Genomic DNA, 22,246 nt, shown 5'->3' on the forward strand with positions numbered 1-22,246 from the left:
TCACGACCAGTTCTTCGCGAGCTTGGTCAGCGAGCCGCCCGTGCCGTTGAGCGCGCGCTGGATCTCGTTGTCGGCGAGCGCGCCGGCGCAGTCGGCGGCGAAGAACGCCCAGGAATCGGCATTGATCGCGGCATCCGCCGCCGTGATCTTCGTCCCCGGCGCGATTCCCTTCCACGCATAGCCGCGGTCCTTGGTGCCCGCATCGCTGTGCGTGACCTCGTGGAGCAGCACGCGCGCCCAGTTCTTCTTCATGTCGTGCAGGACCGAGACCTCGTAGTTCTCGAACAGGGCCTTCTCGATGTAGATGGTGCGCGGCCGCTCGGGCGAACCGGAGACGAGCTTGATGAACGCCTCGACGGTGTTCTTGCTCGCGTCGTTCCGGTAGAGCGGCATGTCGGTGATGGTGATCAGATTGCTGTTCAGCGCGGTCGCCACCTTCTTGAAACCCGCGAGCACCTTCGCGATCGTGGAATTCAGGTCGGCGTCTCCCGTGTCCGATGCCGCGAACCAGCGCTTCACCTTCACCATCGCATTGGCATCGGATGCCGCGCCGGCCAGCGTGATCTTCGCCGCCTCGGCCCAGTTCAGCGCAAGCTGGATCGCCTCCGAGAACCGGGCCTTCGTTTCGGCGCTGAACTGCTCGTCGACATCGTCAAGCACCGCGCGCAGACGCGCGGTATCGCCGGCGGCGCCCTTGATCTCGTCGAGCGGAAACCGCGTGTATGCCTTCGGCGTCGACACCACCCAGACCGTCTGCGCGCCACGCGCGCCGACGAGATAGGTGTGGCGCAGGAATTTCAGGCTCGCCGCCTTGCGCAGCGCGGCATCGCCAGGCAGGCCGGTCGCCGGGATGCCGGCCGCCTCCATGATCCGCTCCGCCTCCTTGAACCTGAGCGCCACGCTGCGCAGTTGTTCGAGCAACTGCGCGAAGTTGCGGTCCGGGCCTTCCTCGCCAAGCACGCGCTTGAGATCGCCGAGGCCGCCCGAAACGATGCCCGCGAAGGTTTCCCGCTGGAGCGTGCCGCGATGCTCCGCGTAGTCGTCGCTCAGCTTGTTCGAAGCCATGATCGTTCTCCCGGAAGGTCAATCAAACGCATACGCGAAGTCAGCCTCCGCGACCGACAGGCCCACCTTCGCCACCTCGCGTCCCTCCACCATCCGGCGCAGGAATTCCTGGCTGATGCGCGGCAGCATCGTGTTGGTGAGGATCGCGTCGATCATGCGGCCGCCGCTTTCAGTCTCGGTGCAGCGGCTCACGATGAGCTTCACCACCGCGTCGTCGTACTCGAACGGCAGCTTGTGGTTCTCGGCGATGCGCTTCTTGATGCGGTTGAGCTGGAGCCGGACGATGCTGCCGAGCATCTGGTCGCTGAGCGGGTAGTAGGGAATGGTGACGAGCCGGCCGAGCAGCGCGGGCGGGAATATCTTGAGCAGCGGCTCGCGCAGCGCCTTCGCGATGCCTTCGGGATCGGGCATCAGCTCGGGATCCCTGCAAAGGTTTGCAATCAGGTCGGTGCCGGCATTGGTGGTGAGCAGGATCAGCGTGTTCTTGAAGTCGATCACGCGGCCCTCGCCGTCCTCCATCCAGCCCTTGTCGAAGACCTGGAAGAACAGCTCGTGCACGTCGGGGTGGGCCTTCTCCACCTCGTCGAGCAGCACCACGCTGTACGGGCGCCGGCGCACCGCCTCGGTCAGCACGCCGCCTTCGCCGTAGCCGACGTATCCGGGCGGCGCGCCCTTGAGCGACGAGACGGTGTGCGCCTCCTGGTACTCGCTCATGTTGATCGTGATGAGGTTCTGCTCGCCGCCGTAGAGAGTCTCGGCAAGCGCGAGCGCGGTCTCGGTCTTGCCGACGCCCGAGGTGCCCGCGAGCATGAACACGCCGATCGGCTTGTTCGGGTTGTCGAGCTTGGCGCGAGAGGTCTGGATGCGCCTGGCGATCGTTTCGAGCGCATGGTTCTGGCCGATGATGCGCTGGCTCAGCGTGTCGGCGAGCCTGAGCACCGCCTCGATCTCGTTCTTCACCATGCGGCCGACCGGAATGCCGGTCCAGTCGGCGACGACGGCGCCGACCGCGCCTTCGTCCACGCTCGGGAGGATGAGCGGCTTGTCGCCCTGGAGCTCAGCGAGCTTCGCCTGGAGTTCGCGCAACCGGCCGAGCAGTGCCGCGCGGTCGGGCGCGGGCGCGGCGGCGGCCGGCAGGGCACTCGCTGCGGCCGCTGCTTTCGGATCAGTGGAAAAGTCGATGACGACGCGGTCAAGCGGCGACACGGGCGCGGCCGGAGCGGTGTCGGGCGTGCCCGTGGACGCGGCTTCCGCGGACGCGCTCACCACGTCGACCACGCCGCTCTCGCCGCGCAGCGTCGCGCGCAGTTCGAGGATGCGGTCGACGAGCTTCTTCTCGTCGGCCCAGCGCGCTTCGAGCACCACGAGCCGCTCGCGTTCGCCCGCGAGCTTGCCCTCTGCCTCGGCGCGGCGCGTGCCGACATCGACGCCGACGGCCTCCTCGCGGCCGATGATCTGCAGCTCCATGTCGAGCGCCTCGATGCGGCGCCGGCAGTCCTCGACCTCGGCGGGGATCGCATGCTGGCTCACGGCCACGCGCGCGCAGGCGGTGTCGAGCAGGCTCACGGCCTTGTCGGGCAGCTGGCGCGCCGGGATGTAGCGGTGCGACAGCCTGACCGCCGCCTCGATCGCCGCGTCGAGCAGCTGCACGCGGTGATGCTTCTCCAGCACCGTCGCGACGCCGCGCAGCATGACGATCGCCTTGTGCTCGTCGGGCTCGGGCACCTGCACGACCTGGAAGCGCCGCGTCAGCGCCGGATCCTTCTCGATGTACTTCTTGTACTCGGCCCAGGTGGTCGCGCCGATGGTGCGAAGGTCGCCGCGCGCGAGCGCCGGCTTGAGCAGGTTGGCCGCGTCGCCGGTACCAGCCGCGCCGCCCGCGCCCACAAGCGTGTGCACCTCGTCGATGAACAGGATGATGGGCTTGGCGCTCGCCTGCACCTCGTCGATGACCGAGCGCAGCCGCTGCTCGAACTCGCCCTTCATGCTCGCGCCGGCCTGGAGCAGGCCGATGTCGAGCGACAGCAGGCTCACGTCGCGCAGGCTCGGCGGCACGTCGCCGCGCGCAATGCGCTGGGCAAAGCCTTCGACCACCGCCGTCTTGCCCACGCCCGCCTCGCCGGTGAGGATCGGGTTGTTCTGGCGCCGGCGCATGAGGATGTCGACGATCTGGCGGATCTCCTCGTCGCGGCCCGACACCGGGTCCATCCTGCCCTCGCGCGCGCGCTGGGTAAGGTCGACCGTGAACCTCCTGAGCGCCTCCTGCTTGCCCATCGCGGCCGGCGCCAGCGCGCCACTCGCCTCGCCCGGCGCGGCGTCGCCCGCGAGGCCCGAGCCGTCGCTCGCCGCGAGGCTCTCCTCGGCCGAGCCCTCGACCGACTTCGCGAAGTTCTCGGCCAGCTCGTCGGGGCGGATCTTCTCGAACTGGCGCGAGATGCCGACCAGGGCGTTGCGCAGGAAGCCGGTCTTGAGCAGGCCGACGAGCACATGGCCGGTGCGAACCGAGCGATCGCCGAACATGAGGCTGCCGTAGACCCAGCCGCGCTCGATCGCGTTGGTGATGTGCTCGGAGAAGTCGCTGATGTTGGTCGCGCCGCGCGGTAGACGGTCGAGCGCGGCAGTGAGGTCGCGCGCGAGCACGCCGGCGTCGAGGCCGAAGCGCGCGATGATCTTCTGCCAGTCGCTGTCCTGGGTCTGGAGGATCTGCGCGATCCAGTGCTCCAGTTCCACATACGGATTGCCGCGCATCTTGCAGAAGACGGTGGCGCTCTCGACGGCCTTGTACGCGAGCGGGTTGAGCTTGCCGAACAGGGCGACGCGGCTGATTTCGCTCATGCTGTTTTCTCCTGATGTCGGGGCACCGCGCGGTCATGGCCGCGCAGTCGCCAGGGGCGGATGGGGCGCGGGACGGAAGGCTCAGGCAGGAGCCGGCGGGGACGGGTTCATCTCGTCAGCGGGCAAGGCGAACAGCGGGTCGAAGGCCTCCGCCGCCACGCCGGAACGCGACTCGGGGGCGATGGCGGCCGGGACGCCGAAATCGGCCGCGGCGGCGGCGGGCGGCGGCAGAGGCTCGATGACATCGGCGGAGAACGGCGGGATCGGCGGACGCGGCGCCGTGCGACGCGCCTCGGGATCAAGCACGAGGTCACGGGCGGGAACGGCGGCGCGACGCCGGCCGAGCCAGGTCGTCCAGCCCAGACGCGCCGGCCGGCCGGCGCCGGCGCAGACCGAAGGCGAGGTGCTCTCACGCGGCAAGCGCGTGCGCAGACCGAGCCGCACCTGCGGCACCTCGTCGGCCCGCAGCGCGAGCCGCACATCCCAGTCCAGTTCGAAGCTGAGGTAGTGCCGCAGCAGTGCCCGCAACTCGTCGAGCGCCTTGCCACCGGGCAGCATGTCTTCGTACTCGTCGCGCGTGAGCGGGCCGACATGAAGCCGGAACTTGAACTGCCGATCCCAGACCCGTCGGCCGAGGACGACATCCGTACCAATCTGGCGGCCGACAAAGCCGTGCCCGAGCCGGCTGCGCTCGCGCTCCGGCAGGTCCAGCCAGTGACCGACGTACTCCTCAATGCTCGCGGGCAGCCGGAAATAGCCGCGCACCATCGCGGCGAGCCCATCGGCATTGCGCGTCTGGCGCGCAAGCAGCGCGGCGAAATGCAGGCGCACCGCATCAGGCAACGCGTCGCGGTTGCGCGCGGGCGGCACGCCGATGCCGATCAGCGATCCGACATAGGTCGCGAAGCGATCCTCGCCGGGACGGTCGAGCGCCACCGTCGGCTGGGCCTGGGCCCAGGCACGATAGAACAGCAGCAGCATCCGGTGATGGAAGAGGTCTGCAAAGCGCGCGAAAGTCGCGTCGCCGTAGTGCATGCGACGCTCATGCGCGTACTCGGTCAGATGCAGCGGCAACGGCCCCTGCGGCCCGAACAGGCCGAAGAAGCGCACCGTCAGCCGAGCGGCTCGGTCGCCTTCCGCAGGCGTGAAGCCGGCCAGCGCGGCCGGCGCGAAATCGAGTGCCGGCTCCTGTCCGAGACGCAGCGGCTCATCCTTGGGAAGGCGGGCGGTACCAAGCCGTGGCCAGCGCGCAAAGGTGCATTCCAGACGGCGCAAGGCCATGAAATAGTCGAATCGCCAGGGCGTGGCGGCGAGTTCACGCGCGAGCGTCAGACCAGGGCCCGAGTGCCACATCGCGGCCTCCAGCGCATGATCTCGCCGCGCCCGAGCGAGCGCAGCGTGGTCTCGGTGAAACTGTTGATCGACGCATGCCGCGCGAAGAAGCGCGCCAGCACCGCCGACAGCAGGAAGGCGCTCGCGCCCTGAAATGACATCTCGTCGACTTCCAGCTCGATCTCGATGCCGCGGCCGAAGGTGATGCGCTCATGACCGCGGTGCGCGCCGCCCGGGAAGCCGGCTGGCGGCGGCAGGCGACGCGTGACCGGACGCGCGCGCACCGCGCGCAGCCCTTCGATCTGGCGCAGTGTGCCGTCATCGGCGCCGACCGCGTGGAGCGCGAGCATGTCGCGCACGATCGAGGCGCCCTCGTGCTCGTCGGCATCGAGCAGCGACAGGTAGTTGAGCGACAGATGGTTGATGAAGCGCCAGCCGATTCCGCCCTCGCGCAAGGCCGACGCCGGTCGCGAGGGCCCCTTGACGACTCGCACGCCCTCGACCGGAGCCGACACGTCGAGCACGAGATCCGTCGCGCCGACACCGACCGCCATGTGGAGCGGCAAGTCGCGGTTGCTGCACAGCGCGGTAACGGAAAGCTGGCGCAAGTCGCTCGGGTACGGCGCCTCGTCGGGATCGACGAGCGAAATGAACACCTCGCTGCCCACGTAGCTTGACCGCGAGCCGTTGCGCTTTTGACCGGCCGACAACGCGCGCGGCTCGCGCAGCAGGCTGTAGCAGGCATTGCGGCGGTCGGCATCGGCATGGAAGGCCGCATAGAGCGGGTGGAACACCCGCTCTCCGCCAGGACCGTGACCGACAACATTGGTGACCTGCACGACTTCGAGATCCATTGGCCGAGTGCGATCGGGCACGACGTGATGATCGGCGCTGCGGCCATCGAGATGGATGCGGTCGCAGCGCTGCTCGAAGAGATTGACGGCAGGCGTGCAGTTGAGCCGGAAGTTCTCGGCCGCGATCACGCCTTCAAGCTGGCTGTCGGGCTGATCGAGCAGAAACACGAACTCGACCTCGCCGCCGCCGGCACCGCCAGCCACGCGGTCGAGCCCGTCGAGCGCAATGAAGTGGTAGCGCTGCGGCAACGCGAAGTACTCCTGCACAAGCCGCCAGCCCTGGAAGTTGCGCAGCCCCACCGGCAGCAGCGCCTCGCTGTCTTCGAAGCCGACCTGCGCGAGCGCCTCGACGCCGAGAAATCGCGGCGCACCGAGCGGCTCGCCGGGCAGATTGACGAGCACGCCCGCGAGGCTGGTGAACAGGCGCTCGTACAGGCGCGCGGCGATGCCATCCTGCCCCCCGAGATGGAAGACCAGCCGATCGAGCGGCAACTGACGCAGCGAATGCCCGCCCGTAACCCTGAGCTTCACCCGCACAGTCGCGCGCGGACGCTTCGGCAACGGAAGCTGGGTCAGCGGGAGGTCCGCCACATAGCCGACATAGGCGGCCGATTCGACCTTGAGGGGCCAGAGCCGCAACTCGTGCGCGGTACGGAACTGGCAGGCAGTCGCGTCACCCCGACCGAGCAGGCCGCGCAGGCCGGTGCCGCGCGGCACCCGAAAACCCGAGACGAGCGCCGCATCACCGAGCCTCGGATGAAGCTCGGCGATCAGTGCCGCCGGCTGGGGCGCGAGATGGCCGGGATGCAGAACCTCCAGCAGTCGCTGCGTGAAGCGCGGAAACTCGGCATCGAGCCGGAGCTGCACGCGCGCCGCCATGAAGGCAAAACCTTCGAGCAGCCGCTCCACGTAAGGATCGGCCACCTGGGTGCTCGCGATGTCGAGCCGGGCGGCAATCTTGGGATGCTGGCGCGCGAACTCGGCACCCATCTCCCTCAGATGCTTGAGTTCGTTCTCGTAGCAGTCAAGCAGCCTCGGGTCCATGTCAGCGCGTGAGGTCTTCGATCTGCACCTGACCGCTTTCCAGATCGACCTCGGTGCGAAGGAGCATTTCGAGCGGAACGGGTACGGACCAGAGCTGGCCGCGGATGCTGAAGCTGAGGACGTTGTGGCTGTCGAGCACGTTGTCGGCGAGCTGGGCCTGGACTTCGAGCGTGTTGGGCACGATGCGCGGCTCGAAGTCGATGATGACCTGACGCACCTGAGCCTCGAGTGAGCGCACGTCGAGCGACGAAGCGGTCGTGCCCGACAGCGCGGGCAGTCCGTAGGCAAGCACCGATCGGCGCACGTTGGGCCGGTCCGCCGCGTCGATGTCGTTCGGACGGGTACTGTTGAGGAGCCAGCCGAGATCGCGCAGCACCGCATCACGCAACTGGTTGCGTCCGAGCAGGCGCTGTTCGCGTGCTTCTTGTGAACGCGTCGGATCGAGGTCCGTCAGCCGGTCGAGCAGCGCGGGCTGAAGTCGTTCGATCGGAGTCGGGTCTTTCATGGCGGCACCGACTGCGATCAGGATGAGGAGCCAGCGTCGCCGGCCGCGGCGGCGTGATCGGCCACGCAGGAAGCATCGCGGTTGTCGGTTGCATGCGGAACAGCGCGATCCCATTCGATGACACGCGCCTCGTGCAGTGCGAATTCCTCGGCATCGGTCGCGAGCAGGCGCTGCCCGAGTCCGGCGAAGACGTCCGGCGCGGCTTCGCGCCACTCGGTACGCCGCGCGAGCTGCAAGGCGGCATCGCCGGTCGCCTCGCTTCCGACATAGCGCGTCGGAATCAGCGCGACCGTGCCGCCGCCATTGGTGAAATGCAGACGCGCGGGCGTCCAGACCAGGTCACGCAGGTCTTCGGGCGCATCGATCTCGAGCCTCGCGAGATTGACGAACGGGAGCCAGTAGTAGATGCCGTTGACGATAGCCTCCAGCACCGGGCCGAGCCGAGAGTCCGCATCGGCAATCCAAGCGAACAGCCTGCCATCGACGCGGCCTGCGCAAGCCGGGGCCGAGGCGAAAGCTTCGGTGCGCAGTACTGAGGCGGCTTCCCGCTGTCCGGCAGCGTCGAGCGCCAGCGCCTCGGCGAGTCGGGCAGTCCAGTCCTGGGGGTCGCCGAGGACGAGCGGCGTGCGCCTGCCCGCGAACACCTCGCGGCGATACAGCTCGCAACGGATCGCCTCTCGATAGGTCTGGGCCATCGCGGTGGCCCCGGCATCAAGCTGGGCCGACACCGCGAGCTGGTTCACAGCGCGCTCGTATTCGCCGCACACCGCCAGCAGCTGAAACAGGAAGATGCGCAGCTTCGCGTCGGACGGATTGGCGCGAACCTGCTCCTGCAAGCACGTGAGCGCGGCACGTGGCTCCCCCTTTCGAAGAGCGCTTTCGGCGGGGGTGGCAGTGGGCGCGACCATCATTCGATCTCTGTGTTGAAGTTCGTTGGCGCGACCTTGCCTCCCGCGGCCGTCTGACCGGTGTAGTCGATGGAGATCTTCTTGAAACTGAACTCGATGCGCTCGACGAGCTCCTCGCCGGCATTCGAGATGTCGTAATCCGTGATGCGGCCCTGTTCGATCGTGACTTCGAAATAGACCATCGGCAACTTGCCGGCGGCCTTGCGCACATGCAGCACGGCCTTCTTCACCGGGTCATTGGTGCGCATGACTGTCATGAGTCCGGTCGTCGCACTGTCGACGGACTTCGTCACCACGAGCGAGTCGAGACTCGTGCGCTGGGCGCTCGCGTTGCCCATCGCCTGTTGAGCCTTCATGCCCCAGGCCCAGCCCGAGATGTCCATCCAGCCTGCGTGCTCGCGGTCGTTTGCCTCGCCCTTGAGGGCACCGGCGCGTGCGCTTTCGACACGCAGGAACATGTCGCCTGCCATGGCTGCCTGTGTTCAAGAAATCGGGAAATAGGAGAGGCGCCGCATGCCGGCGGATAGCGAAGCCGCCCGGCATGCGCGACACGACGACATGTGCTGTCCGGTGGTGCGCCGGTGATCAGCCCACTTCACCATGGTTCTCGGCGATGTTCCAGGTAGCCGTCTTGGTCGACCCCTTGGCACCGGTCGGAGCCTGCTCGGTGTACTCGTACTTGAACTCGGCGAAGTTCAGCGTGACGTTCTCGGTCAGGCGATCCTCACCGCCGCTGCCGCCGGTGCTGACGGCCGAGATGATCACTTCGTTCATCGTGATCTTGATGTACTCGAGCGGCGTCTTGCCGGCCTTGCGCACGGTGAGGACGGCCTGATCGAAGTGCTCTCCGGAGCAGCAGGCCTGGATCAGCGCATGGCTCGATGCATCGATGTACTTGGTGAACGAGATGTCCTGCACGTTGACCTTGCCCGATCCGCCGCCGCCGCCGATGTGCGTGGTACCCGACTGCGTCATGCCCCAGCTCCAGGCAAGCACGTCGATCGATTCCTTGTGAACCTTGTCGACCGACTCGCCCTTGAGCTTTCCGATCTTGATGAACATGTCGACTGCCATGAATTTCTCCTTGTGACTGTTGCTGCTTCATTGGATGCCGGAGTCCTTCCGGCAAAGGGTGCCCGCGTCAGCCGTTCTTGGCGGATGGCAGCTTCGAAACCAGGCGCAACGACACCGTCAGGCCTTCGAGCTGGTAGTGCGGGCGCAGGAAGAACTTGGAGGAGTAGAAGCCCGGGCTGCCCTCGACCTCCTCGACGATGACCTCGGCCGCCGCGAGCGGACGACGCGCCTTGGTTGCCTCAGCCGAGTTGATCGGATCACCATCGACGTAATTCATGATCCAGTTCTGAAGCCAGCGCTGCATCGCGTCGCGCTCCTTGAACGAACCGACCTTGTCGCGGACGATGCACTTCAGGTAATGCGCGAAGCGACAGGTCGAGAACAGATAGGGCAGCCGCGCCGCCAAATTGGCGTTGGCGGTCGCGTCCGGGTCGTCGTACTCGGCCGGCTTGTGCAACGATTGCGCGCCGATGAAGGCCGCGAAGTCGGAGTTCTTGCGGTGCACCAGCGGCATGAAGCCGTTCTTGGCGAGCTCGCCCTCGCGGCGATCGCTGATGGCGATCTCGGTTGGACACTTCATGTCGACACCACCGTCGTCCGTCGGGAAGCTGTGCGCCGGCAGTCCTTGCACCGCGCCTCCCGATTCGATGCCGCGAATGCGGGTGCACCAGCCGTATTCCTTGAACGAGCGGTTGATGTTCACCGCCATGGCGTACGAGGCATTGGCCCAGGTGTAGCGGTTGTGATCCGCGGCGCCCGTGTCTTCCTCGAAGTCAAATGCCTCGACCGGATTGCTTCTTGCGCCATAAGGAAGGCGAGACAGGAAGCGCGGCATCGTCAGACCGATGTACTTGCTGTCCTCGGATTCGCGCAATGAACGCCAGGCCGTGTACTCCGGCGTGGTGAATATCTTGCTCAGATCGCGAGGATTCGCCAGCTCCTGCCAGGAGTCCATCTGCATGATGGTCGGCGACGCGCCGGTGATGAATGGCGTATGCGCAGCAGCGCAAGTCTTGGCGAGCTCGCCGAGAAGCTCGATATCGGGCGGAGATTGGTCGAAGTAGTAGTCACCGACCAGACAGCCGTAGGGCTCACCACCGAACTGCCCATATTCCTCTTCGTAGATCTTCTTGAAGACCGGGCTCTGATCCCAGTTCGTGCCCTTGAAACGCTTGAGTGTCTTGCCGAGATCGGCCTTGCCGATGTTCATCACGCGGATCTTCAGTTGCTCGTCGGTTTCGGTGTTGTTGACGAGATAATGCAGACCGCGCCACGCGCCTTCGAGCTTCTGGAAGTCTTCGTGATGGATGATCAGATTGATCTGTTCGGACAGCTTGCCGTCGATCGCGGCGATCATCGCCTCGATCGACTTCATGACGTCGTCGCCAACGAGTTTCGTCTGCGACAGGGCCTGGCTTGCAAGCGTTTGCACCGCCTGCTCCACCGCCGACTTGGCCTCGTCGGTCTTAGGCTTGAACTCCTTGTTCAGCAACGCCGCGAAATCGTTGCCTTCGATGGTGACGCCGGCAAGCGCCGACGATTGCTGGAGCACTTCGGACATGGATCGTTCTCCTTGAGGCAATCGGGAATCAGGCCGCGTCGGCCGGCCTGGCCGATGCCGCAAGCGATTGCAGCAGCGCCGGATCGGCGAGCACCTTGGCGAGCAGCTCCTCCGCGCCGGTCTTGCCGTCCATGTAGGTGACAAGGTTCGAGAGCTGCTGACGTGCCTCAAGCATCTTGGTCAGCGCATCGACCTTGCGCGCGACGGCGGCCGGAGAGAAGTCGTCCATCGACTCGAAGGTGATGTCGACATTGATGTTGCCTTCGCCGGTGAGCGTGTTCGGCACCGCGAAGGCGACCCTCGGCTTGATAGCCTTCAACCGGCTGTCGAAGTTGTCGACGTCGATCTCAAGGAACTTGCGATCGGCCACCGGCGGCAACGCTTCCGTCGGCTTGCCCGACAGATCGCTCATGACGCCCATCACGAAGGGAAGCTGGACCTTCTTCTCGGCGCCGTAAAGCTCGACGTCGTACTCGATCTGCACTCGCGGAGCACGGTTGCGCGCGATGAACTTCTGGCTGCTGGAGCTGCTCATGGGTTGGTCTCCGAAACGACTGGTACCGGGGGTGGACGTTGAGGGGATGCGGTCTGGTGCTCGCAATCAGCGTTGGCAACGCATCACTCTTCAGGAGCGATGCTTTCCGGATCGACTCCCATGATTCGGGCGACCTCGGAGAGCGCGTCCGGAGCGAGTTCGCGCACGAGCTCGAGGAAGTTCTTGTTGATGAGCTTGCGGGCGCGACGCAGGAGCAACTGGGCCGGGTTGGTCGGCTCCGTGCGCTCCAGGTAGTCGCAGACGAGATCGATCGCGCGAAGCGCTTCGGCGCGAGTCTCGATGGTGGTCAAGGGACCGTGCCGCGCCTTCGCGCCGGCTGGGGTGGGCAAGGGAACGCCATCAGTCTCCGCCGCCTCGACGGCGGTGCTTTTCTCGGCAAACGCCTGCGCGCCGGCTTCAACATCGGGCAGCAGGCCGAGAACGACATCGATTCCTTCCGAGAACGCCTGAAAGTCAGGCGCCTGGTTGTAGCCGACGCGGTCATGCAGAAGCCGATCGAGACAGCCGAGCGAATCCGCCGCGACGCCGAGCCTCCGACGCAATCCGCCGAGATCGGCATCCGTCTCCGCGAACATCTGACGCAACTGCCCTTCGGTGTAGGGCGTCTCGCTTTCGCGAGCGGGCAGCTTGCCGAGCGCAACGAGCAGATCGCGTAGCGTCAGTTGGCCCGTGAGACGCGAACTGATCACCACCGCCGCGCGGAGATCGACCAGACCGGTCGACGCATGCGTCAGCGATGACAGCGCATTCAACCTCGCACAAGCGTCGCCTTCGTCGGGCACCGGATGCAGCGTGTCCCAGTAGCGGTCGAGCAGTGCGACCATCAACTGAAGGCTCTCGTCAAGGCTTGGCAGCCCATCGAGATTGAGGCAAGCCCGCGTCCAGCCCACCAGAACACGCAGGTCGCGAGTGCGTTCGAACAGGGACTCGGTGAGCGAGCGAACCCTGCGCCAGTCGGGTGGTTGACCTTCATCCCACTGCGATGCCGGGCGGCCGGTGACCGCCTTCTCGAACTCCAGATAGTCGACCTCGTACTCAACATCGACGCCGCAGGGCTGATCACCGAGCGGTTCAAGCCAGCGATGGGTGAAATCGGTAAGGGCCTGAGATTCGTCGCGCATCTGGGGAGCGCCTTCCGGGGGGATGTTTTTCGCGGCCGGAGTATAGGAGTCACCAAATACAACGGAGACGAGCGAGGTCTTTCTATCCACCTGACTTCACGGCCAGCGCGATCGAGAGTCACCGACCGGGTGTCACCCAGGTCTTCGCGGACTTTTCATGCTTGCGGTGCATCAATCGTGTGCCTTGGAGCGGCGACTACCGTTGTCCTCAATTCCACCCCACAGGAGGACGTCATGACCGAAGCGACTCTCGCCAAGAAGCCCGCCGACGCAGCATCCGGCGCCACGCTGCACGATCGCATCCTCGTCGGCTTCAAGCCGATCGACGACCTTCACAAGGAGTTCGAGGAAATCGTCGGCGTCCTCAACGATCCGGCTGAAGCCGACTTCGGCGAGCATCTTCTGGCGCTGCACGAGCACATGCTGCGCCACGCCGCCGTCGAGGAAGGCTTCATGGCCCAGGAACGTTATCCGCACCTCGGCCGCCACCGCCGCGCCCACGAGCATCTGCTCGAAGCCATCGCCCGCGTGCGCGACCGCTGGGACTGCGGCGATGTCGAGGCGGTGCGCCGCTTCGCGGCCGAGCTGATGGGCTGGTTCGCCATCCACGCGTCGAGCGAGGACGCCGAACTCGTTGCCTATCTCAAGGGCGCGCCGAAGGCGGCCTGAACGCCGGAAAGCTCACGGTGATGCGCGTGCCCCGGCCCTGGCCGGGCGCGATCACCACCTCGGCGCCGTGCCCCTCGGCGATCTCGCGCACGATGGCGAGGCCCAGTCCGCTGCCCTCGCCCGGCGTGCCCTCCACGCGGTAGAAGCGCTCCTGCACCCGCACCGCCGCCGAGGCCGGGATGCCGATCCCGTTGTCCTCTACCTCCAGTTCGGCGCGGCCGTCCACGCTGCGCGTGCGCACGCTGATCACGCCGCCCTCCGGCGTGTACTTGATCGCGTTGTCGATCAGGTTCGAGGCCAGTTCCTGCACCAGCCAGCGCTCGCCGAGCAGCGGCGCGTCTTCAAGCTCGAACCCCAGGTCGATGCGGCGCGCGAGCGCCGCCGGCACGAAGCGCTGCGCGAGGTCGTCGCCGAGATCGCGCAGGTCGAACCGCGTGAAGCGGTCGGCCGGATGCTCGCGCGGATCGGCGCGTGCCAGCGTCAGCAGCTGATGCGCGAGATGCGAGGTGTCGCCGGCCGCCGCGCGCAGCCGCTCGACGCGCTCGCGCAGCGGCGCCGCGTCGGCATCCGTGGCGATGGCCGGCTCGCGCGCAAGCAGCTCGGTCTGCGCGAGCAGGCCCGCGAGCGGCGTGCGCAGCTGGTGGGCCGCGTTGGCCACGAAGCGCTGCTGCACCGCGAGCGCGTCGCCCATGCGCAGCAGCAGTTCGTTGGTGGCCGCGACCAGCGGCCTCAGTTCGGCCGGCTGGCCCTGGGTCGGCAGCGGGCTCAGGTCGAGCGGGCTGCGCCGGCGCATCTCCTCGCTCAGGCGCAGCAGCGGCGCGAGTCCGCGCGCCACGCCTAGCCAGATCACCACCACCGCCAGCACCGCCACGCCGAGCGAAGGCAGCACCACGCCCACCAGCGTCTCGTTCACGAGGCGGTCGCGCTTCACCTGGGTCTCGGCGGCGAGCACGATCGCCACCCGCTCGCCGTCGCGCAGCACCGGCAGCGCGACCACGCGCACGCGCGCACCAGTGGGCAGGCGGCTGTCATAGAACTGCGGCTCTCGATGCAGCGGCGCGGGCGGCAGCGGCAGGTCGTGGCTGCCCGCGACCCAGCGGTCATGCGCATCGACCACGCCGATGTAGACGCGGTCGATGGTGTCGACGAGCAGCGCGTCGCGCGCGGCGGCCGACAGGTCGAGGCGCGGCGCGTCGTTGTCGAGGCTCACATGGTTGGCGACCGCGAGCGCCGGGTCGAGCAGCGAACGGTCGTAGGCACGCGTCGCCACCTGCACCGCGATGCCGTAGGCCACGGCGGCGCTGATCGCGATGAGCGCGAGCAGCGGCGGCAGCAGCCATTCGACGAGACGACGGCGAAGGCTCGTGGCTCTCATGCGCCCTCGCCGGGCGGCGCGTCGGCGCCCGTGGCCGCAGGCATGGCACCGCCGGCCTCGGCCGCCGTGCCGCTTCCCGGCTCGACCGCCACGCCAACGCCGGCCTCGGCGCGCGCCGCGCAGCCGCCCTCGCGTGCCGGCTCCAGCAGATAGCCGAAGCCGCGGATGCCGCGGATCTCGATGCCGGCCGGCGCCACCTTCTTGCGCAGCCGCGACACATGCACCTCGATCGTGTTGGCGGCGATGTCCTCTTCCCAGGTGCTCACGGCGCGCGCGATGCGCTCCTTGCCCACCACCTGCTCCTGGTGCGCGAGCAGGTATTCGAGGATGGCCCACTCGCGCAGCGTGAGCACCAGTTCCGCCTCGCCAATCCAGGCCCGGCGCGAGCGGCTGTCCATGCGCAGCCGGCCGCATTCCAGCTCCTGCGACACGCTCGCCTGACGCCGCCGCAGCAGCGCCCGCACCCGCGCTTCCAGCTCGCCGAGCGCGAAGGGCTTGACGAGATAGTCGTCGGCGCCGAGGTCGAGGCCGTGGATGCGGTCGGCCACGGCGTCGCGCGCCGTGAGCATCAGCACCGGCGTATCGCGGTTGTCATGCGGCTGGTCGCCGGTGTTGCCGCGCGCCGGGCCGCGCCGCAGCCGGCGCAGCAGCTCGAAGCCGTCCATGCCGGGCAGGCCGATGTCGATGATGGCGAGGTCGTAGGGCGCGATGCGCAGCGCGAGTTCGGCCTGTTCGCCGGTGGCGAAGCGGTCCACCGCCCAGCCGGGCTGGTTGAGCAGCTGGCGCAGGCTGTCGGCCAGCAACTCGTTGTCCTCGACGATCAGGATGCGCATGGTTGGGACCTTTCTCGGTCGGCGGTGGCAAGCGGCTTTGGCGCAGAGGCGGCCGGGCCGCCTCAGTCGTCCGACTCGAAGCCGAAGCGGCGGTAGAGCACCGGCAGCAGGAAGAGCGTGAACACGGTGGCCGACACGATGCCACCGACGATGACGGTCGCGAACGGCCGTTGCGTCTCGCTGCCGATGCCGTGCGACAGCGCCGCCGGCAGCAGGCCGAGGCCGGCCATGAGCGCCGTCATCAGCACCGGCCGCAGCCGCTCGACCGCGCCCTCGACGATGGCCTCGGCAAAGTGCTTGCCCTCACGCATGAGCGCGGTCATCTGCTCGATCATGATCACGCCGTTCTGCACGCTGATGCCCACCACGGCGATCAGCCCGACCGCCGCCGACACGCTCAGGTTGAGCCGCGCGAGCCACAGCCCGGCCACCGCGCCCACCAGCGTGAACGGCGTCATCGCCAGCACGATCAGCGCATTGCGGATCGAGCGGAAGGCCCAGAACAGCAGCGCGAAGATCGCCAGGAAGCTGATCGGCACGATCACCGCGAGCCGCTTCATCGCGCGCTGCTGGTTCTCGAACTGGCCGCCCCAGGTCATGCGGTAGCCCGGCGGAAGATGGATTTCGGCTGCGACTTTCTGCTGGGCTTCCTTCACGAAGCTGCCCTGGTCGCGGCCGAGCAGGTTGGCCTTCACGGCGATGCTGCGCTCGCCGCGCTCGCGGCCGATGCGCGCCGCGCCGGTGCGCACGACCACGTCGGCCACGTCGCCGAGCGCGACGGTGGCGCCGTTGCCGTAGTCGCCGCCCGAGGGCAGCGCGAGCGGCAGGCGGCGCAGCGCGTCGGCGTCGCGGCGGGCGTCGCCGGCCACGCGCATCACGATGTCGAAGCGCTTCTCGCCGTCGTAGAAGGTGCTGACCTCCTTGCCCGCGAGCGCGCCGTCCACCAGCGCGTTCACGTCGGCGACGCCGAGGCCGTAGCGCGCGAGCCGGGCGCGGTCGGGCACCACGTCGATCTCGGCCTGGCCGCCGATGCGGATCGCGCTCACGTCGGCCGCGCCCCGGATGCCGGCGACGATGTCGGCGATGCGCTGGCCCTGGTCCTCGAGGATGGCGAGGTCCGGCCCCGTCACCTTGATCGAGATCTCGCCCTTCACGCCCGACAGCGCCTCGGCCACGTTGTCCTCGATCACCTGCGAGAAGTTGGTCTGCAAGCCCGGGATGCGACGCAGCGCGGTGGTCATGTCGGCGATGAGCGACTTCTTGTCGCCGAAGCGCCAGTCGCCGCGCGGCTTGAGCTGGGCCAGCACCTCGAGGTTGTTCGGGCCCTTGGGATCGGTGCCGTCATCGGTGCGGCCCACCTGGGTGATGACGTCGCCCACCTCGGGATAGCCGCGGATGATGCGGCGCACCTCGCGCTCGATCTCCTTGGTCTTGTCGAGCGCGGTCTGGGGCGGAAGGCTGACGGTGAGCCACAGGTTGCCCTCGTCGAGCTTGGGCAGGAATTCGCTGCCCATGAAGGGCACCGAGGCCAGCGTCAGCGCCAGCACCACGAGGCTCGCGTGCATGACCTTGCGCTTGTGGCCGAGCGCGGCCTCGAGCCAGCGGCGATAGCCCTGCTGGAGCTTGTGCAGCCATTCGGAATGGGTCTCGGCCATGTCGCGCTTCTGCACGATGAAGCTGAGCAGCGTCGGCACCAGCGTCATCGTGAGGATGAGCGCGCCCAGCAGCGCGAAGCTGAGCGTGAGCGCCACGGGCGCGAAGATCTTTCCCTCCACCCGCTGGAAGGTGAAGATCGGCAGGAAGGCGCAGATGATGATCGCCTTGGCGAACAGGATCGGCCGGCCCATGTCGAGCACCGTGCGGCGCAGCGTGGCCACGCGCCACGGCCCGCCGAAGGCCACGCCCGGATGCGGCGTGACATGGTCGCCATGCTCGGCCTGGCCGAGCGCGAAGCGCACCATCAGCGCCTCGACCAGCACCACCGCGCCATCGACGATGATCCCGAAGTCCACCGCGCCGAGCGAGATCAGGTTGGCCGACACGCCCTTCAGGTCGATGAGCAGGAAGGCGAACAGCAGCGACAGCGGAATCACGGCCGCCACCACCAGCGCCGCGCGCCAGTTGCGCAGGAACAGGATGAGGATGGCGACGATGAGCACGGCGCCGACGATCAGGTTCTCCGCGACCGTGTGCACGGTGTGCGCGATGAGGTCGGTGCGCTTGTACACGGGCACGAGCTTCACGCCCGGATAGCCGCGCGCCGCCAGCTCTTCATTGAGCGCATCGACGCGCTCGACGATGCGCGCCACCACCTCGGCCGCGCTCTGGCCCTTGGTCATCACGACGATGCCCTCGATCACGTCGTCGCGGTCGTTGAAGGCGACGATGCCCGAGCGCGGACGCTTGCCGTCCTTGACCGTGGCCACGTCGCCCACGCGCACCGGCTGGCCGCCAGGCGAGGCGATGACGGTGGCCATCAGGTCGTCGAGCGTGCGGTAGTTGCCGACCGAGCGCACCACCTGGGCCTCGTCGCCGTAGCGCAGCCAGCCGCCGCCCGCGTTGCCGCTGCCCTTGGTCACGGCGTCGGCCACGTCGTCGAGCCTGAGCGCGTAGCGCGCGAGCTGGGCCGGCGCCACGTCTACCTGGATCTCGCGCACCGCGCCGCCGAAGGTGTTGACGTCGGCCACGCCCGGCACCATGCGGATCGTGGGCGCGATGATCCAGTCCTGCACCGCGCGCAGCTGCGTCACGGGCAGGTCGTGCGGGCCTTCGAGGATGTAGCGATAGACCTCGCCCACGGCCGTGGTGAGCGGCGCGAGCGTCGGCTGCACGCCGTCGGGCAGGTCGGCGTTGCCGAGGCGTTCGAGCACCTGCTGGCGCGCGAAGTAGTCGTCGGTCTTCTCGCTGAAGGTCATGGTCACGACCGACAGCCCGGTGATCGACACCGAGCGCAGCTGGCTCATGTGCGGCACGCCGCTCATGGCGCGCTCGACCGGCTGGGTGATCGCGCGTTCAACCTCCTCGGGCGCCTGGCCGGGCCACTGGCTGATGACCTGCACCTGCACGTCCTGCACGTCGGGGAAGGCCTCGATCGGCAGGTTGAGGAAGGCCCGCACGCCGGCGACGACGAGCGCCGCCGCGATCACGAGCACGAACAGCCGCTCGCGCAGCGCGAAGCCGACGATCTTGTCGAGCATCACTTGTCTCCCGCGAGTTCGCTCTGCACGAGCAGCGTGCCCTCGGTCACGACATGCTCGCCCGCGTTGATGCCGGAGGTGATCCACACGTTGTCGCCGTCGCGCAGCGCGACCTCGACGCGGCGCCGCACGAGGCGGCTGCCGTCATCGACGAACACATGCGCGTAGAGGCCTTCGGTCACGACGGCGGTGGCGGGCAGGCGGATGGCGGTGCTGCTGCCGTCGCCCACGAGCATGAGGCGGGCGAACATCTCGGGCCGCAGCCGGCCGTCGGCATTGCCGACGCTGGCGATGATGCGGATGCGGCGCGTGGCCGGATCGAGCACCGGCGAGATGCGCTCCACCTTCGCGTCGAAGCGCACGCCGGGCCAGGCATCAGCCTCGACCACGGCGCGGCCTCCGACATGGGCGCGCGCGATGTCGCGCTCGGGCAGGTCGGCCACGATCCACAGCCGGCCGAGATCGCTGACGGTGAACAGCGCGTCGGGCAGATCGGGGCGCACTTCCTGGCCGGGGTTGATGCGGCGGTCGGTCACGACGCCGGCAACCGGGCTGCGCAGCGTGTACTGCTCACCGTCGCCCGCGCCGGCGGCGCCGAGGTTGGCGGCGCGCAGTTCGGCGCGGCGCGATTCGGCGCGCGCCTGCTCATGGTCGGCGACGGCGGATTCGAGGTCGCGCTTGGCGATCACGCCGGCCTCGAACAGGCGTTCGGCGCGCTCGCGGTCGAGGCGCTTGCGGTTCTCGTCGGAGCGGGCCTTGGCGAGATCGGCGCGGGCGCTGCCGAGGTCGGGCGCGTCGATGACGGCGAGTGCCTGGCCGGCCTTGACACTGCCGCCGAGGTCGGCGCCGATCTGCGTGACGCGGCCGGCGATCGCGGCGCTGACGCGCGCGGTGCGGGTCTCGTCGAGCGCGACGCGGGCGTTGAGCGCGGCGCACAGCGGCGCGGGCAGCGCCTCGGCCGGCGCGATGCGCAGGAAGGCGCGCTGCGGCGCGTCGGGCGGCAGCACGAGGCTGACGACGCGGTTCTGCGGCACGGCGGGGTCGTGGGCGCCGGGGGCGTGCGGCGCGTCGGGACCGGCGTCGGTGGCGCCGGGCGGGAGACCGGCGGCCGAGGAGGCGGCACCGGCGGCGGGCTGGGCAGCACCGGCGTTGCCGGCACCGGCCTGGCCCGCGCCCGGCGTGCCTTCGGTCTGAGCCGCATTGGCATCGGCGATGCCGACGGGCGCGGCGGCCTCGCGCTGGCAGCCCGCGAGCGCGAGCACGGCGAGCACGACGGCGGCCGCGACGCGGCCGAGCGGGAAATGACGGATGACGTGAGACATGGCTTGAAGTCCGGTGCGGCGGGCGGATCAGTTCGGTTCGAGCAGCGACTGCCAGGCGGCGAGCGCGCGCGCGTAGTCGGCGCGGGTCGCGATGGCGTCGGCTTCGGCGGCGCGCCAGGCGCGGCGGGCGTCGAGCACGTCGGTGACGTTGCTGGCGCCGTGGCTGAAGGCGAATTCGGCGGCGTCGAGCGAGCGGCGCGCGGCGGGCATGAGTTCGTCGCGGGTGCGCACGAGGCGGCGCGCGGCGGCGTCGAGATCGGCGGCGGTGGCGGCGATGCCGGCGAGCGCGTCGGCGCGCGCGAGTTCGAGCGCCTCGGCGGCGCGGTCCACGTCCACCTCGGCCGAGCGGATCTCGCCTGCGTAGTCGTAGCCGAGGAAGAGCGGAATGCTCACGCCCAGGCCGACGGTGTTGCCGGTGCCGTTGGGGCCGGGATAGCGCTCGGCCTGCACGGCGACGGTGACGTCGCGGCGGCGCTGCGCGAGTGCGAGGTCGCGGTTGCTGCGCGCGGCGTCGGCGCGCAGGCGGGCGGCGCGCAGCTCGGGGCGGTCGTCGAGCGCGGCTTCGAGCCGGACGCGCTCGGCGGCGCGCAGGCCGGGCTCGTCGGGCGCGGGCTCGGGCCAGTCGGCGTCGGCGCGCAGGCGCGGCGCGAGCGGCTCGATGGCGAGCGCGCGGGCCAGCGCGAGCCGGGCCTGGGCGAGGTCGGCGGCGGCGCTGGTGGCGTCGTTGCGCGCGCGCAGGGTGTCGGTGCGCACGCGCTCGGCGTCGGCGGCGGCGAGGTCGCCGGCATCGCGGCGCTTGAGCGCGGCGGCGAGCGCGGTGTCGGCCAGCGCGGCGGACTGGGCCGCCAGCTCGGCCTGCGCCTGGGCGGCGGCGAGGTCGTAGTAGAGGCCGGCGACGCGGGCGACGCCGTCACGCGCGAGACCGACGGCGTCGGCGCGGCTCGCGTCGAGCAGCGCGTCGGCGCGAGCCATGCGCAGCCGGCGCTTGTCGCCGCGCTCGATCGGCTGCTCCAGCCTCAGCGTGCTGTCGATGCGCTTGTCGGCCGGGCTGCCGGCGCCGAAGTTGCGCGGGCTGATCGACGCGGCGTCATACGAGAGCGTGGGATTGGGCCGGGCGCGCGCGGCGAGCGTGTCGGCCTCGGCCGATTCGATGTCGCGGCGCGCGGCGCGCAGATCGCGGCTGCGTTCGAGCCAGGCCGCGCGCACGACGGGCCAGCGCAGGCGCGCGGGATCGAGGCCGGGCACGGCGGCGGGCGGCACGCCCGATGGCGCCGCCGCGTCGATGCGCGGGTCGGCATCTGGCGCCCGCAGGTCGAGCGGACGCACGGCGCCGGTGCTCGCGTCGGCGGGCGCCAGGCCCGGGCGCGGCGCCGGTACCTGGGCAGCCGCGAGCATCGGCAACAAAGCCAGCAGCGCCGCCGACCACCAGCGACGCGCACTTGAAATTCCGGAGAGCACAACCACCACCATTCGGACCCGAAAAGGAATCAGGGAGCGGATGCTAGGCAAGGCATTGGGCACCAGACTGAACGCTGGCTGAACGCAAGCTGAAGCCGCCGCCGGCCAGCATCGGCGACGGTGCTACCGTTGCCGGGCCTTCCTTGTGCCCCGTTTTGCCCGACGAGATCGCCCGATGACCCCCGAAACCCTGCGCTTCCAGATCCTTTCGCAACCCGGCAGCGATTTCGCGCCCGCCCTCCACTACGCCGCCTCGGTGCTGCGCGAGGCGCCCGGCTGCCTCGGCGTCGAGCTGATGCGTTCGACCCGGCACGAGCGCCTGTGGCTGCTCAGCCTGCTGTGGACCAGCGGCTCGCGCGCCGGCAGCTACCGTCGCTTGCCGGCTTTCACCCAGTTCATGGCGCTGGTGCAGGCGATGGCCGAGGAGATGCAGGAGACGGATCCGGCCGAGCCCGTCGGCGAGCACTGGCAGCCGGGCTGATCCGCCGCCGGGTCGCCTCGGACGACGGCGGCGACGCCGACACGTCGCCACGCCCG

The 22,246-nt window shown here is 68.9% G+C and carries 18 protein-coding genes; 2 read left to right on the forward strand and 16 right to left on the reverse strand.

Features of this window, described 5'->3' with window-relative positions; genetic code table 11:
- From H566_RS0106085 to tssA, 11 genes are all read right to left on the reverse strand, one after another.
- Positions 1–1,065 (reverse strand): M35 family metallo-endopeptidase, encoded by a 1,065-nt coding sequence (locus tag H566_RS0106085; protein WP_028310742.1) that lies wholly within the window; start codon positions 1,063–1,065, stop codon positions 1–3.
- A gap of 18 nt (positions 1,066–1,083) precedes the next feature.
- Positions 1,084–3,900: a type VI secretion system ATPase TssH gene (gene tssH, locus H566_RS0106090; RefSeq protein WP_028310743.1), complete on the reverse strand. Its 2,817-nt coding sequence runs from the start codon at positions 3,898–3,900 to the stop codon at positions 1,084–1,086.
- A gap of 81 nt (positions 3,901–3,981) precedes the next feature.
- The gene (gene tssG / locus H566_RS23275) at positions 3,982–5,253 is read right to left on the reverse strand and encodes a type VI secretion system baseplate subunit TssG (protein ID WP_084544806.1); all 1,272 of its coding nucleotides are present in this window, start codon (positions 5,251–5,253) and stop codon (positions 3,982–3,984) included.
- Complete coding sequence (gene tssF / locus H566_RS0106100; protein ID WP_028310744.1) at positions 5,229–7,130, reverse strand: type VI secretion system baseplate subunit TssF; 1,902 nt, start codon at positions 7,128–7,130, stop codon at positions 5,229–5,231. The genes tssG and tssF overlap by 25 nt, the downstream gene beginning before the upstream one ends.
- Before the next feature lies 1 nt (position 7,131).
- Positions 7,132–7,635 carry a type VI secretion system baseplate subunit TssE gene (gene tssE, locus H566_RS0106105; protein WP_028310745.1) on the reverse strand — a complete coding sequence of 168 codons (504 nt, stop codon included), beginning with the start codon at positions 7,633–7,635 and terminating at the stop codon, positions 7,132–7,134.
- A 17-nt stretch (positions 7,636–7,652) separates the two neighbouring features.
- Positions 7,653–8,546: a type VI secretion system accessory protein TagJ gene (locus tag H566_RS0106110; RefSeq protein WP_245591292.1), complete on the reverse strand. Its 894-nt coding sequence runs from the start codon at positions 8,544–8,546 to the stop codon at positions 7,653–7,655.
- On the reverse strand, positions 8,543–9,001 hold the full coding sequence (locus H566_RS23280; protein ID WP_169732492.1) for an Hcp family type VI secretion system effector: 459 nt from the start codon (positions 8,999–9,001) through the stop codon (positions 8,543–8,545). The genes H566_RS0106110 and H566_RS23280 overlap by 4 nt, the downstream gene beginning before the upstream one ends.
- A gap of 127 nt (positions 9,002–9,128) precedes the next feature.
- Complete coding sequence (locus H566_RS0106120) at positions 9,129–9,617, reverse strand: Hcp family type VI secretion system effector (protein ID WP_028310747.1); 489 nt, start codon at positions 9,615–9,617, stop codon at positions 9,129–9,131.
- 67 nt (positions 9,618–9,684) lie between these two features.
- Positions 9,685–11,178: a type VI secretion system contractile sheath large subunit gene (gene tssC, locus H566_RS0106125; RefSeq protein ID WP_028310748.1), complete on the reverse strand. Its 1,494-nt coding sequence runs from the start codon at positions 11,176–11,178 to the stop codon at positions 9,685–9,687.
- A gap of 28 nt (positions 11,179–11,206) precedes the next feature.
- Complete coding sequence (tssB, locus tag H566_RS0106130; protein WP_028310749.1) at positions 11,207–11,713, reverse strand: type VI secretion system contractile sheath small subunit; 507 nt, start codon at positions 11,711–11,713, stop codon at positions 11,207–11,209.
- An 83-nt stretch (positions 11,714–11,796) separates the two neighbouring features.
- Positions 11,797–12,855, reverse strand: coding sequence for a type VI secretion system protein TssA (gene tssA / locus H566_RS0106135; protein WP_028310750.1), 1,059 nt, complete (start codon positions 12,853–12,855; stop codon positions 11,797–11,799).
- A gap of 234 nt (positions 12,856–13,089) precedes the next feature.
- Between tssA and H566_RS29385 the strand changes: the two genes are divergently transcribed.
- On the forward strand, positions 13,090–13,524 hold the full coding sequence (locus H566_RS29385; protein ID WP_028310751.1) for a bacteriohemerythrin: 435 nt from the start codon (positions 13,090–13,092) through the stop codon (positions 13,522–13,524).
- Here the strand turns inward: H566_RS29385 and H566_RS0106145 are convergent.
- The 5 genes from H566_RS0106145 to H566_RS23295 form a co-directional block, all read right to left on the reverse strand.
- Positions 13,499–14,899 carry a sensor histidine kinase gene (locus H566_RS0106145; protein WP_028310752.1) on the reverse strand — a complete coding sequence of 467 codons (1,401 nt, stop codon included), beginning with the start codon at positions 14,897–14,899 and terminating at the stop codon, positions 13,499–13,501. The genes H566_RS29385 and H566_RS0106145 overlap by 26 nt on opposite strands.
- Positions 14,896–15,732 (reverse strand): response regulator, encoded by an 837-nt coding sequence (locus H566_RS23285; RefSeq protein ID WP_084544808.1) that lies wholly within the window; start codon positions 15,730–15,732, stop codon positions 14,896–14,898. The genes H566_RS0106145 and H566_RS23285 overlap by 4 nt, the downstream gene beginning before the upstream one ends.
- Before the next feature lie 62 nt (positions 15,733–15,794).
- On the reverse strand, positions 15,795–18,929 hold the full coding sequence (locus H566_RS0106155; RefSeq protein WP_028310753.1) for an efflux RND transporter permease subunit: 3,135 nt from the start codon (positions 18,927–18,929) through the stop codon (positions 15,795–15,797).
- The gene (locus H566_RS23290; RefSeq protein ID WP_051378137.1) at positions 18,929–20,251 is read right to left on the reverse strand and encodes an efflux RND transporter periplasmic adaptor subunit; all 1,323 of its coding nucleotides are present in this window, start codon (positions 20,249–20,251) and stop codon (positions 18,929–18,931) included. The genes H566_RS0106155 and H566_RS23290 overlap by 1 nt, the downstream gene beginning before the upstream one ends.
- A gap of 27 nt (positions 20,252–20,278) precedes the next feature.
- Complete coding sequence (locus H566_RS23295) at positions 20,279–21,715, reverse strand: TolC family protein (protein WP_169732493.1); 1,437 nt, start codon at positions 21,713–21,715, stop codon at positions 20,279–20,281.
- Positions 21,716–21,884: 169 nt separating this feature from the next.
- On the opposite strand from H566_RS23295, the gene H566_RS0106170 reads away from it, so the two are divergent.
- A complete protein-coding gene (locus H566_RS0106170) occupies positions 21,885–22,190 on the forward strand; it encodes an antibiotic biosynthesis monooxygenase (RefSeq protein WP_028310754.1) in 306 nt (101 codons plus the stop codon).
- Positions 22,191–22,246: the final 56 nt, after the last annotated feature.

This window comes from Derxia gummosa DSM 723 (assembly GCF_000482785.1).
GTDB classification, from domain to species: Bacteria; Pseudomonadota; Gammaproteobacteria; order Burkholderiales; family Burkholderiaceae_E; genus Derxia; species Derxia gummosa.

Coding starts and splice junctions, on each gene's coding strand:
- H566_RS0106155 (WP_028310753.1), bottom strand. CDS start 18,929: ATGCTCGACAAGATCGTCGGCTTCGCGCTGCGCGAGCGGCTGTTCGTG.
- tssG (WP_084544806.1), bottom strand. CDS start 5,253: ATGTGGCACTCGGGCCCTGGTCTGACGCTCGCGCGTGAACTCGCCGCC.
- H566_RS29385 (WP_028310751.1), top strand. CDS start 13,090: ATGACCGAAGCGACTCTCGCCAAGAAGCCCGCCGACGCAGCATCCGGC.
- H566_RS0106170 (WP_028310754.1), top strand. CDS start 21,885: ATGACCCCCGAAACCCTGCGCTTCCAGATCCTTTCGCAACCCGGCAGC.
- tssC (WP_028310748.1), bottom strand. CDS start 11,178: ATGTCCGAAGTGCTCCAGCAATCGTCGGCGCTTGCCGGCGTCACCATC.
- H566_RS0106110 (WP_245591292.1), bottom strand. CDS start 8,546: ATGATGGTCGCGCCCACTGCCACCCCCGCCGAAAGCGCTCTTCGAAAG.
- H566_RS23280 (WP_169732492.1), bottom strand. CDS start 9,001: ATGTTCCTGCGTGTCGAAAGCGCACGCGCCGGTGCCCTCAAGGGCGAG.
- tssB (WP_028310749.1), bottom strand. CDS start 11,713: ATGAGCAGCTCCAGCAGCCAGAAGTTCATCGCGCGCAACCGTGCTCCG.
- H566_RS23290 (WP_051378137.1), bottom strand. CDS start 20,251: ATGTCTCACGTCATCCGTCATTTCCCGCTCGGCCGCGTCGCGGCCGCC.
- tssE (WP_028310745.1), bottom strand. CDS start 7,635: ATGAAAGACCCGACTCCGATCGAACGACTTCAGCCCGCGCTGCTCGAC.
- H566_RS23285 (WP_084544808.1), bottom strand. CDS start 15,732: ATGCGCATCCTGATCGTCGAGGACAACGAGTTGCTGGCCGACAGCCTG.
- H566_RS0106120 (WP_028310747.1), bottom strand. CDS start 9,617: ATGGCAGTCGACATGTTCATCAAGATCGGAAAGCTCAAGGGCGAGTCG.
- tssH (WP_028310743.1), bottom strand. CDS start 3,900: ATGAGCGAAATCAGCCGCGTCGCCCTGTTCGGCAAGCTCAACCCGCTC.
- H566_RS0106145 (WP_028310752.1), bottom strand. CDS start 14,899: ATGAGAGCCACGAGCCTTCGCCGTCGTCTCGTCGAATGGCTGCTGCCG.
- H566_RS0106085 (WP_028310742.1), bottom strand. CDS start 1,065: ATGGCTTCGAACAAGCTGAGCGACGACTACGCGGAGCATCGCGGCACG.
- tssF (WP_028310744.1), bottom strand. CDS start 7,130: ATGGACCCGAGGCTGCTTGACTGCTACGAGAACGAACTCAAGCATCTG.
- tssA (WP_028310750.1), bottom strand. CDS start 12,855: ATGCGCGACGAATCTCAGGCCCTTACCGATTTCACCCATCGCTGGCTT.